The sequence below is a fragment of the Bacillus sp. FJAT-27001 genome (assembly GCF_019039175.1).
Lineage (GTDB): Bacteria > Bacillota > Bacilli > Bacillales > Bacillaceae > Bacillus > Bacillus velezensis.
Genome location: NZ_JAHOAA010000001.1, coordinates 227,382 through 240,234, shown reverse-complemented (window position 1 = coordinate 240,234; position 12,853 = coordinate 227,382). Strand labels below are relative to the sequence as shown.

Annotated in this window: 7 protein-coding genes; 4 read left to right on the top strand and 3 right to left on the bottom strand. The window is 48.5% G+C overall.

Annotated features, from left to right (window positions below; genetic code table 11):
- Positions 1–9 precede the first annotated feature (9 nt).
- Positions 10–7,467 carry a beta-ketoacyl synthase N-terminal-like domain-containing protein gene (locus BGM27_RS00840; protein ID WP_020954019.1) on the top strand — a complete coding sequence of 2,486 codons (7,458 nt, stop codon included), beginning with the start codon at positions 10–12 and terminating at the stop codon, positions 7,465–7,467.
- A 137-nt stretch (positions 7,468–7,604) separates the two neighbouring features.
- On the opposite strand, the gene BGM27_RS00835 is transcribed toward BGM27_RS00840, so the two are convergent.
- Positions 7,605–8,816, bottom strand: coding sequence for a cytochrome P450 family protein (locus BGM27_RS00835; RefSeq protein ID WP_007409852.1), 1,212 nt, complete (start codon positions 8,814–8,816; stop codon positions 7,605–7,607).
- 288 nt (positions 8,817–9,104) lie between these two features.
- On the opposite strand from BGM27_RS00835, the gene BGM27_RS00830 reads away from it, so the two are divergent.
- Together BGM27_RS00830 and BGM27_RS00825 are read left to right on the top strand one after the other, a co-directional pair.
- Entirely contained in the window at positions 9,105–9,539 is a 435-nt protein-coding gene (locus BGM27_RS00830) for a NucA/NucB deoxyribonuclease domain-containing protein (RefSeq protein ID WP_015417516.1), read from the top strand.
- Between the two features lie 59 nt (positions 9,540–9,598).
- Complete coding sequence (locus tag BGM27_RS00825; protein ID WP_003154084.1) at positions 9,599–10,354, top strand: YoaK family protein; 756 nt, start codon at positions 9,599–9,601, stop codon at positions 10,352–10,354.
- 33 nt (positions 10,355–10,387) lie between these two features.
- Here the strand turns inward: BGM27_RS00825 and ymzB are convergent, their stop codons facing one another.
- Together ymzB and BGM27_RS00815 are read right to left on the bottom strand one after the other, a co-directional pair.
- Entirely contained in the window at positions 10,388–10,750 is a 363-nt protein-coding gene (gene ymzB, locus BGM27_RS00820) for a protein YmzB (RefSeq protein WP_007410383.1), read from the bottom strand.
- A 191-nt stretch (positions 10,751–10,941) separates the two neighbouring features.
- Positions 10,942–12,270 (bottom strand): serine protease AprX, encoded by a 1,329-nt coding sequence (locus BGM27_RS00815; RefSeq protein WP_007410382.1) that lies wholly within the window; start codon positions 12,268–12,270, stop codon positions 10,942–10,944.
- 178 nt (positions 12,271–12,448) lie between these two features.
- On the opposite strand from BGM27_RS00815, the gene BGM27_RS00810 reads away from it, so the two are divergent.
- On the top strand, positions 12,449–12,682 hold the full coding sequence (locus BGM27_RS00810) for a hypothetical protein (protein ID WP_032865298.1): 234 nt from the start codon (positions 12,449–12,451) through the stop codon (positions 12,680–12,682).
- Positions 12,683–12,853 lie beyond the last annotated feature (171 nt).

Sequence of the window (12,853 nt, the reverse complement as noted above, 5' to 3'; positions counted from 1 at the left end):
GAGACGGCTTTGCAAAACACTGAAGATCTTCTTTACAAACTATTGGCAGGCCAGCTGAAATCTGTCGGATTTTTTACGGAAAACGAAACGCAGCCTGTCATGCAGGGGTTTTACGGCAGGTGGCTGGAAGAAAGCATCTCCATCTTGGTGCAAAAAGGCTTTTTGAAACAGTCAGGCAGTACGTATGTGTTAACAGGTCCGATAGAGCGTACGGACGTTCTGTGGCAAGAATGGGATGAAAAGAAAGCTCCTTTACTCAAGGACAGCAGCAAACAGGCGATGATCACCTTAGTGGAGACCGCTCTCAGAGCTTTGCCGGATATTTTATCCGGCAGAGTTTCTGCCACTGATGTTCTGTTTCCTGATTCCTCAATGGAATTGGTGGAAGGAATCTATAAAAACAATGAAACGGCAGACTACTTTAATGAGGTGCTCGCTGACACATTGACGGCTTTCATTGAAGAACGCCTGAAAGAAGACCCGAACGCGGAAATCCGGATATTAGAGATCGGAGCGGGGACGGGCGGGACGAGCGCGGCCGTTTTCAAAAGATTAAAAGAGTACAAACATCATGTGAAAGAATATTGCTACACCGATCTGTCAAAGGCCTTTTTCATGCATGCTGAAAAAGAATACGGTCCCGACAATCCGTATTTGACTTATAAGCGGTTTAATGTGGAAGAGCCCCCGGCTTTGCAGGGTATAGAGGCGGGCGCATATGACGCGGTAATTGCGGCAAATGTGCTTCACGCGACAAAAAATATTCGGCGGACACTTCGCAATGCCAAAGTGGTGCTTAAAAAGAATGGGATTTTGTTATTAAATGAGATTAGCAGCCATTCGGTTTATTCTCATCTGACATTCGGTCTTTTGGAAGGCTGGTGGCTGTATGAAGACGCCAAACTGCGCATTCCCGGATGCCCGGGGCTGTATCCTGAAGCGTGGCAGTCTGCGCTGGAAAGCGAGGGATATCGGTACGTTACATTTATGGCGGAATCGTCACATCACCTCGGCCAGCAGATCGTGGCGGCAGAAAGCGACGGCGTCATCAGGCAAAAGCAGCCGGACGCGCAGGCGGTTGAAGAAACTGCGGCTTCCAAAGAGCAGGCTGATTTCACAGAACCGTCTTTCTCAGTCACAGACCGGACTGTGCAATTCATAAAAGAAACGTTAGCCAAGTCCATAAAGCTTGCTCCCGAGCGCATTCAGCCGGAAACCAGCTTTGAAAAATACGGCATCGACTCCATTTTGCAGGTGAATTTTATCCGTGAACTGGAAACATTGACGGGCGAGCTGCCGAAAACGGTCTTATTTGAACACACGAATACGAAAGAACTTGCCGAGTATTTGCTGGAAACTTACCCGGATAAGCTGCAACAGGCATTCGGAGCCGAACAAGCGCCTCCTGAAACAAAGCATCCGGAACCTGCAATGAATGAACCGGTGCCGCTTGTCACGGAAACGCGGCGGTTTATCACTGAACAAAAAGAGCCAAAAGCGCCAAAGCCGGAAACAGAAACCGTCACCGTTAATCGTTCTGATCGTGACGACATTGCCATTATTGGCATCAGCGGCCGCTATCCCGAGTCTGAAACCCTCGATGAGCTGTGGGAGCATTTAAAAGCCGGAGACAGCTGTATTACGAAAGCTCCGGAAAACAGATGGAAGTCCGGTCTTCTGAAAACGATGGCAAAAGAAACACGAAAAGAAGAACACAAAACACGGTACGGCGGATTTCTGCAGCATATTGACGCTTTTGACCATCACTTGTTTGACATCCGGGAAGACCATGTGATGGAGATGACGCCTGAGCTCCGTCTAAGCTTAGAAACCGTATGGGAAACATTTGAAAACGGAGGCTACTCGTTAGAAAGAGTAAACGAATGGCAGGAATCAGACAGCGGCATCGGTGTATTTATGGGCAGTATGTACAATCAATATTTCTGGAATATCCCGTCATTGGAAAAAGCTGCGCTCAGCTCTAACGGAGGGGATTGGCATATCGCCAACCGCATTTCCCACTTTTTCAATTTAACGGGCCCGAGCATGGGCGTTACGACCGCATGCTCCAGCTCACTGAGCGCCATTCATCTCGCCTGTGAAAGCCTGAAGCTTAACAGCTGTTCCATGGCGATTGCCGGAGGGGTCAATCTCACGCTTGAACCGTCTAAATATGATGCGCTCGAACGGGCGAATTTGCTTGAACAGGGAAGTGAAAGCAAAAGCTTCGGAACCGGCACGGGCCTGATGCCGGGAGAAGGAGTCGGGGCGGTGCTCTTGAAGCCGCTCTCCAAAGCGCTTGCCGACAAAGACCATATTTACGGGGTCATTAAAAGCAGCGCGTTGTGCCATAGCGGCGGAAGGCAGATGTACACGGCTCCGGATCCGAAACAGCAGGCGAAGCTCATGGCGGCTTCCATCGACAAGGCCGGAATCAATCCGGAAACAATCAGTTATGTTGAATCAGCGGCAAACGGCTCTGTATTGGGAGATCCGATTGAGGTCATTGCCCTGACAAATGCGTTCGCGCAATATACTGATAAAAAACGTTTTTGCGCGCTTGGATCCGTCAAGTCAAATCTCGGTCATTTAGAGGCGGCTTCCGGCATGTCCCAGCTCGCGAAAGTGCTGCTGCAAATGGAGCGGGAAACATTAGTCCCGACGATTAACGCAAAACCGCAAAATCCGAATATCAACCTTGAACAAACGGCTTTTCACCTGCAGGAAAAAACCGAGTATTGGGAGCGTATGAGGGATGCCGAAACGGGGGACATCATCCCGCGGAGAAGCATGATTAATTCCTTCGGGGCAGGCGGGGCATATGCAAATCTCATCGTAGAAGAATATATCAGCCCGAATTCCGATCAGGCCCGTCACGGCGATGAGGAATATATTTTCCCTGTGTCAGCGAAAACAAAATGGAGTTTTGAAGCCTATCTTGACAGACTGGCGGCCTTTTTAGAAAAGACGCCATCTCTTCATCCGGCCGCCATCGCATCCGCGCTGCAAAAAAGAACGCATCATTCGGAGTATCGGGCGGCATTTACGGCTGCTTCCGTTCAGGAACTGCTGGAAAAGCTGGCCGCTTACCGCATGGATCAGCGGAATCTCAATTTCTCTGAATCTGATATTGGCCGGCGTGCGCGGCAATGGGAAAAAGGAGAGAATATCGCGTTTGATCAGTTGCAGCAAGAGCACGCCGTTCATCTGCCGGCCTACGCTTTTGACCACGGGACTTCTTTTCAATTCAGTGAATCAGAAAACGCTGCCGGCGTTCAGGCGGTATACAGTGATGACGATCCATACGTGAAAGGGCATCAATTCAGCGGAGAACCGGTACTCGTCGGCGCTACATATAACAGTCTGGCAGTCGATCATTTTTGTGATCTTTTTCCTGAAGCGGAAGGAGGACAAATTAAAAAACTGAATTACGTCAGCCCCATTACCGTAAAAAAAGGCGATCGCATCGAGCTGAAAACAGAATCGAAACAAAACGGGGATGGATTTGAACTGAGCATAATGCACCGCAGCCGCACGTCTCCTGATTGGAGCATAGCGGCGTATGCCGAGTGCAGCCCCTATCCGTTTCAAAAGCAGCACGCGGATCTGGCGGCCATTCAGCGCTCTTACCGGGAAGTGGGCCGGATAGATGAGTTATACGGAGACGGAACGGGACCCGTCGTGTGGGGAGAAGAATTTAAAACGATTACCCGCCTGTACAAAGGCTCTGATGCCGTTTTAGCGAAAGTGAACCTGAACAATAGCGACTCACAACAAGCGCATCATTATGCCGTAAATCCGTTCATCGCCAACAGTGCTTACTTGGCCTCACTTTCTTTATTGGATCAAACGGAGGCGGAAAGCTATCTGCCGTTCGGCATTAATTCCGTCACCTTCAGCAGCCCTGAAGATCTTATCGATTGCTGGCTGCACATCAAGCTGACCAAACAAACGGGGGAAATGATTCTGATTAACGCAGATGTCATCAGCAGCCGATCGGAAGTGGTGATGCGTTTTGAAGGCTATGCCCTGAAACGGTTCCGTCCGAAAACCGAACAGATGAATCAGCCGGCCCGAACGGCTGTTAAGAATGCGGGAGCACCGATTTCTGCCGGCAGTCTGACAGATGATATCCGCAGCTACGTCCTTGGCAAGCTCGCCAAGATGATGGATGAACCCGGGCCATCTCTTCGTTCTGACGCGAATATCATGGAATTGGGACTTGATTCAGCAAGCCTGATCGGGCTGACAAAAGAGATCGGCCAAGAGGCGGACATCGATGTGAATCCAACATTGTTTTTCGAGTATCCGACCGCGGAGGAGCTGACCCGCCACTTCGCGTCAGCATATGAGAGCAAGTTTTCTCAATTGCTTGCCGATCATAAGCATTCAGAAGAGGCCAGGGTCACGGAAACAGAAGAGCGCACTTTACCGAGGAAACAGCATACGCCTTGTGATAACGCCGATGTCAAGCAAGGAATCGCGATTATCGGTATGTCAGCTCAGTTTCCGCAATCCCCGGATATCCAGTCTTTTTGGGAGCACATCGTAAACGGGGATCACTGTATTACCGAAATTCCGGCGGACCGCTGGGACTGGCGCCGTTACGCCGGTGATGAGAATGACACGAGTCTCAGATGGGGCGGTTTTATTGACGGTGTCGGCGAATTTGACCCGCTCTTTTTCGGAATTTCCCCTAAAGAGGCATCACAAATGGGGCCGGAGCAGTTTCTGCTTTTGATGCATACATGGAAAGCAATGGAGGATGCGGGCCTGACAAATAAGGCGTTATCAAGCAGACCGACAGGCGTTTTCGTTGCCGCGGGCAACAGCGATCCGAACAATGGAACAGCCATCCCGTCCATCATTCCGAACAGAATATCATATGCCTTGAATTTACAAGGACCGAGTGAATATTACGAGGCTGCCTGCACGTCAACCCTGGTGGCATTGCACAGGGCGGTTCAATCAATCCGTCATAACGAATGTGAGCAGGCTGTCGTGGGCGCCGCCAATATTCTGCAGTCGCCGAAGGGCTTTATCGGTTTTGACTCAATGGGATATTTAAGCAAAAACGGCCGGGCGAAATCGTTCCAAAAAGATGCCGATGGCTTTGTCAGAAGCGAAGGGGCGGGCGTTATCATCATCAAACCGCTTGAGGCGGCAATTGAAGACGGCGATCATATTCACATGGTCATTAAAGGAACAGGAGTGTCTCACGGCGGTAAAGGCATGTCGCTTCACGCACCGAATCCGGCGGGAATGAAGGCCGCGATGAAAAAAGCGTACGAAGACACCGATGTTGATCCGCAAACTGTCACTTATATTGAAGCGCACGGCATTGCCTCCGAAATGGCAGATGCGCTGGAGTTTAATGCAATCAAAGCGGGTTACGGCGAGTCTGCAAATCAAGAGGAAAGCGCGCCTTGTTATATCAGCACCGTGAAACCTTGCATCGGGCACGGCGAACTCGCTTCCGGACTGGCCGCCCTTATAAAAGTGGCGATGGCCATGAAGCATCATACCATCCCGGGTATTCCCGGATTTACAGCTGCAAATGAGCAAATGGCCATTCAGAAAAGCCGCTTCCGTTTCACCGAAGACAATCAGGAATGGACACAGCTCACCGACCATACGGGCAGACCGATCCCGCGCCGGGCCGCAATTAACAGCTATGGCTTCGGCGGCATGAATGCGCATGTCGTCTTGGAACAGTACAGCCCGAGCCATAAAGACAAAGAATCTGTGCATGAACCGCAGCTTATCGTGCTTTCTGCTAAGAGCGAAGGGCGTCTTAAGGCGGTCGCAAGTCAGCTGGCTGATTTTGTGCAAACTGGAGATACTCTGTCATTGCGGGATATTGCTTATACGCTTCAGACCGGCCGTGAGGCGATGAACTGCCGCCTGGCACTCGTTGCCCGCAATCAAGATGAATTGCTGGAAAAACTGAAAGAGTACAGAGCATTTTCCGAAGAAAGCAATGGAATGAAAAGCTTCTTTACAGGCAGTCAGCAGACTGGATCAGGAGATATCGGCGTTTTACTGGAAGGGACTCTCGGTACAGTCGTCACGGAGACGCTGTTGGCTGAAAACAATCTCGAAAAACTTGCATTTTGCTGGGTGAAAGGTGCGGATATACCGTGGGACAGACTCCACCAAGGCAAATCTGTTCAAAGAGTGCCGCTTCCGACATATCCTTTTGAAAACCATAAGTATTGGAACGGCGGTCAGCCAGAAGACATCAGCCTTGCACCGGTTTCACAGAATCCTCAGATCCGCTGCGAGAGCGCGGCTGACATTGTGGCAGACATTTTGGGGATGAAGGCAGCGGAAATTGATCAAAATAAGCCGCTGACTGAATACGGCTTCGATTCAATCTCCTCTATTCAGCTGTTGAAGAAACTTGAGGACGGAGACAGCCGCATCAGTCTGGAGGCTCTTCAGAAATGCAGCACTCTTCAGGAGATCTGCATGCTGTTAAAAACGAACCAACCGCAGGAGACGGGCCGGAATTTTCCCGAACTCGTCAAGCTGAATGAAAGAGAAAAAGGCCGTCCTGTTTTTTGGTTTCACGGCGGAACGGGAGGCGTGGAAGCATACCAGCCATTCGCCAAAAAGAGTCAGCGACCTTTTTACGGCATCCAGGCAAGAGGTTTGACAGGGAAAGAGCCGCTGCAAGGAATCGAAGAGACGGCCGCTTCTTATAAGAGAATCATCCAAGCGGTACAGCCGAAAGGCCCTTATGATCTCGGCGGATATTCCTTGGGCGGAATGCTTGCATATGAAACCGCGCGCCTCTTGCAGGAGGAAGGTCATACGGTAAAAAGCGCCGTCATGATCGACACCCCGTACAGTGAAAAATGGAAAGAAAGAAAACCATCTGTTAAGTCAGTCATGCTGCAAACGATCAATACGATGCTTACAGCATATCTTAAGCCTGAAAACCTTGAAGAGGCATTAATCAGCAGAGAAGACATTACCGTCCAGGCTGAGGAAGAAGAAGTATTGAAAGAATTGATCGGCCTTGCCAAAAAGCGCGGTCTGCCAAAATCCGAAGAAGCAATCCGGATGCAGCTGGAGCAAATGATGAAGACGCAGCTCGCTTACGGAATGGAAGAGTATGACATGAAGCCGCTGCCTCATCCGGAAGCGCTGCAATGCTACTACTTCCGTAATAAAAGCGGTTTGTTCCTCGGAGATCTTGAACGTTATCTGACGGCAGAGGAAGAACAAATTCCGTTAGACTATGATGCGTATTGGAAAGAATGGGAACGCCAGATGAAACAGTTTCACCTGCTGGACGTCCACTCTTCCAATCATGTCACGATGCTGTCGGAACCGAAGCCGCAAAACGCCATTAAGGCATTCTGCGAAAAACTGTACGCAAACAAAGGAACGATAAGCGCAAATTTCCTTAAATCTTTCAGAAAAAAGCTGGACGAAACAAATGAGTTGGTAAAACGGTAATAGAGAACGGCCGGAGCAATCCGGCCGCTTTTTTTATCCATATAGAACTAAACTTACTATGTACTAAATTTTCATTGTCATATTGATTTCTGTTTATAAGACATTAAAAAAACCCCCGATAAACAGGGGGGGCGATGTTAAAATCTGACAGGAAATGTTTCAAGCCCTCTCAAAAACACATTTTTTCTCCATGTTACATCCTCGGGCGCGCCTTTCAGCTCTATATTCGGAAACCGTTTTAAAAGCGCGGTAAAGGCAATGGATGCTTCCATCCGGGCGAGCGGAGCCCCGAGACAAAAATGAATGCCGAATCCAAAAGAGATATGACGGTTCGGTGTTCTCGCTATATTTAATGTATCAGGATCATCGAAATATTCCGGGTCCCGATTGGCTGAACCGATGCCGATAAATATCATATCGCCTTTTTTAATGGAAACATCTTTATAGGTGAAATCTTCAATCGCCCATCGATTTGCCATCATGATGACGGGAGAGGTATAACGCAAAAGCTCTTCGACCGCCGTCTGGATATTTTCCGGCTGCCGCTTTATCTTCTCCATCTGGTCTTTGTGCAGAAGAAGCGCCAGGGTGCCGGAGCCGAGAAGGTTAACCGTTGTTTCAAGCCCGGCAACGACTAACAAAAACAGCATGGAATACAGCTCTGATTCACTCAGCTTTTGGCCGTCCTCTTCAGCGTAAATAAGCTTGCTTGTCAGGTCTTCACCCGGATGTTTTCTTTTTTCTTCGATCAGTGTTTTCATATATTGTTTAAATTCTTTGAGAGCCTGGTTGGTCGCATCTTGTCCGCTTTCTGACGTGTCGACCATTGCGTTTGTCCACACTTGAAATTTGGCGCGGTCCTCTTTCGGAATCCCGAGCAGTTCGGAAATGACGATAAACGGAAGCGGTGCGGCGAAATCTCTCATGATATCAGGGTCTGCTTTTGTTTCCATTTCATCCAGCAGCTCTTCTGTGATCTGCTCTATCCCGGTGCGAAGCTGCTCAATCATCCGGGGAGTGAACCCCTGATGCACCAAAGATCGAAGTCGTGAATGATCCGGAGGGTCTTTTGCCAGCATATGCTCTGAGACAAAATCGATATCTTCACTGACATTCAGCTTCGCGATCAGCTCCTTCGGCATGACTCGTTTTACATCTCTCGTAATTCTGCCGTCTTTCAAAAACGCCATACAATCATCATAACGCGTGATGAGCCAAGCCGGAAAGGTGCCTCCGAAACGCTGCAGTTCGAATTTATGTATGGGGTCCTGCTCTCTGAATCTGCTTAAAACCGCAAAAGGGTTTTCGTGAAACTCGGGTGAGTGTGGGTGAAACATTGTTTTTTCCATCTGGATTTCCCCGCCTTCATGTTTTTGAAAAGACATAACAAACAGCCGGTGCCTGCCGACCGGACGGCATTCCTCCTTTTATCTGCCGAAGACACTGATCACAACGGCTCATAAGTATGTCTAAAATATATAAGGAAACAGAAGCCGGTTCAATAGACAAATCGTAAAGCCGCCATTTTCGTTGATTATCAACAAAACAGCAAACTTTTTTTGCCATTTCATCATGTGTGTTAAATCCGGCTAATATACATATTTACGCTTCATATCAACTTCTTAAGGAGGATGTGAATGAATGCGTTTATGAAATGGGCGGCAAGTCTGCTTTTGGTGATCTCTCTTCAGTTCGGCCTTACGGGCGCCGGCATCCATTCGGACAGTGCTGCTCGTGCCGCATCCCGATACGATCAGGTGCTGTATTTCCCGCTGTCAAAATATCCGGAGACGGGAAATCATATAAAAGACGCCATTTCGGCAGGTCATTCTGAGATTTGTACAATTGATCGGGGCGGAGCGGAGAATAGAAGGAAAGAATCATTGAAAGGAATTCCGACAAAGCCCGGGTTTGACCGTGATGAATGGCCCATGGCAGTCTGCACAGAAGGCGGGGCGGGGGCTGATGTCAGATATGTAACCCCGTCGGATAACCGCGGGGCCGGTTCATGGGTTGGAAATCAAATGAGCGGATATTCCGACGGCACGAGAGTATTATTTATCGTTCAGTAGCTTCTCCGGTTCGCCGGAGTTTTTTTATGCTCTGAAAAAGCGGCACGCCGGCTGGACATATGAAATGGCAAAGAGTAAACTTATATGTTGGAATCAGCATGAGAAAGGATTGGATCACATTGACAGTGACTACATACCGAAATATTGCACTTTTACTTCTTTGTTTAACAGCGGGAATTGTGGATGTGATCGGTTATTTAAGCCTGGGACATATCTTTACCGCCAATATGACGGGGAACATCGTTCTGTTCGGCCTGGCGATCGGCAACTCGTGGCACCTTGCCGTACTCAAATCGTTAACCTCGTTAATCGGATTTATTGCCGGCGTTATTGCCGCGGCCCTGCTTGTGGGCAATAAAAAGAAATCATTCTGGCCCCCTGCGGTAACTGCCGCTTTAGCTATTGAAGGAGCTGTTTTGCTGCTGTTTGCTTTGTTCTCCTGCTTTTTTGCAGATGCCATTTCTGTTTATGTGCTGATTATGCTGCTCAGCTTCGCAATGGGAATGCAGACGACAGCCGCGAGAAAACTTGGTGTAGCGGGGATTTCCACGACCGTATTAACGGGAACGCTCGCTAATTTTTTTGAAGATCTCACCGCAAGGTTTTACAAAGCGGACAAGCGGAAGCAGTTTACGAGAGATGCTGTATTGCGCGCGCTTGCCTTGGTGCTGTATTGCTTTGGAGCGGTCATCGGCGCTTTTGCCGAACCGGATTATAAGTTTGCCGTGATCTGGCTCCCGATTATCATTATTTTAGGCATTATGCTTTGCGCATTCACGATGTTCCACGGATATTCAGAAGAAAAAAACCAATAAAAAAACGCCGCTGATTCAGGGCGTTTTTTCTTTTTATTGCTCTTTCCGGGTACCGATTGTATAAACGGCCCGATCTGTATGTACCTTTAATCCGTCTTGCTCCTTTTGGATGGTAATGTCGCCGAGCAGAGGGATTTCATACGCATCTTGGGGAAGCGGGACATTTCCTTCCTCCGTATAGGTTGTGCCATGCCCTTTTAAGACGAGTTCTTCGTCCGCTACATAGTCATCGGGATGGTTTGTCCGGCGGACGAGAACATCATCAAGGTGAAGCATGATCTGATCCATATCAGAAATCTCGTTTCGGCTGTCTGTCAGCTCTCCTTTCCTGATATCAAGCGTTTGTCCGATCTGTTTTTGCAGCCATTCAGACAATTCGGTGTTTGTAAGTGCCATTGTGATTCCTCCTTTTATCTACACCATACTTATTCCCTATTTTTTTAGAAATACACTGCCTTGCATTGATCTTTTTTTCTGACAGCCGGTTCTGAAGCATTCCGAGTTCCTTCATTATAAATGTTTCATCTGTTCACCTAAAAACGGGGTCATCTGCAGGTTTAGACGACCCCGTTCTCATGATAAAAAGGTTACTCTTTCGGCACGGCGTTTTCAGCGTTTACTGCGCCCGCTCCGTAAATGTTCGGATCTTCATTTGTCCATTGATCCGGACTTTGTTTGATCAGTGTTTTCACTTCGTCAGGCGAAAGCTGCGGGTTCTGCTGAAGGATTAAGGCGGCAATGCCCGCACAGATCGGAGTGGCCATGGACGTGCCCGACAGACTGAAATACAAGGAGCCTACACGGTTTGATTTCTGTAATTTGTCAAGGTATGAACGCGGAGAACGGAGAGATACGATATCGACCCCGGGCGCAAGAATGTCAGGCTTCTCTTTTCCGTACACCGTCGGGCCGCGGCTTGAGAAAGAAGCGACCGTATCGTCCTCATTGCCGGCCGTATCATTGTCATCATAGGCGCCTACTGTGATGACCTTCTCGCTGACACCGGGGCTTGAAATCGTTTGAGCTTCCGGACCGGAGTTGCCCGCGGCGACGCAGACGACGATTCCTTCATTCCATGCCTCTTCAACGGCCTTGACGAGCGGGTCGTCCGTTTCTTTATCATATCTGAGCGCATCTCCGCCCAGTGACATGCTGATGATTCTGATCGGATTCTTTGTGTGTTCTTTATTATATTGTATGCACCATTCCACACCTTCAATGATATCAGCCAAGGTTCCTGATCCTGATTTGTTTAATACCTTGACTCCGATCAGATCGGCTTCCGGCGCCGGCCCCTGATATTTACCGGAAGATGAAGCGCCGCTGCTTGCGATATCACCGGCGCAATGGGTGCCGTGTCCGTTGTCATCATACGGTTCTGTCTTTTGGTTGACAAAGTCCGCAAATCCGATAACTCTGCCTTCTAAATCGGGATGCTGATAGATTCCGGTATCAATAACGGCGACGGTTACGCCTTTTCCTGTTAATACGGTGCCGTTACGGGTCACTTCTTTTGCATGAGACGATTCAGCTGCCGTATCAAGGAGCGCTTTTACTTCACGGTTTAAATAGATTTTACGGATATCCCGGCATTGCGAAAGAAGCATGTGAAGGGCGGACGGAGTGACTTCGGCGCTGCAGCAATTGATTGTTTGAAACTGCTTTTTTATGGTGCAGCGTTTTTCTTTTGATAAGACCTGTCCTGTGCTGTGAAAACCGGATTCATGGCAGCCCTCTTCAAATTCAATGATGACTGACATTTTCTTTCTGTTTTTCACCTTTTTTTCGAAAAACTTGTGCAAAAAGCAAGGTGTCCATTTGAAAGGTTTATATAACTGTAATACGTTTTCTCTGAGCGGCCAGTCCAGCTTATGAGCATTTGACCGCACCATTTGTACCATTGAGTAACCAAACATATATACTTTTCCTCCCATTCTGGCGATTCTCTCTATACCATATGAACAGGCCTTATGTTCGGTCAGTTCGTTTGTCCTTCAGGAGCGCTGGTTACTTGCGGCTTTTTCAGGAGAAGAACTCGAGTTGAAACGGAACGTTTGTTCGTTTATAATGAAGCCGGCGGAAGGAGGTATATACATGAACATAATATTGAGACATTCCTTGGAAAAACAGCTTCCGATTGATATTATATATATGAAAAAAGACAGCTCCATTTCAAAACGGACCATTATGATAAAAAAAGGGGATGAGCGGGCTGTAACGGCATTTTGCTGTACAAAAAGGCAGATGAGAACTTTTTTGACGGGCTCCATTCTGTCCTGTGCATTTGCTTCGGGAGGCGGATATTCATTTTTAAAAGCGTATTCTTGATGCCGTCCGTTTCCGGCCGTGAATCTCCCGCCCCTGAAAATTCGGGCGTTCCTCCCTTTTTTTTTGCCCTCTCTCAACCTTTTTTCACTGATGCCCGGCATTTGAGCGCTTGAACCGTGACAATCCATTGATTTTTCGAAACCGGGAAGTTTTTCACTGATGATAATGTTA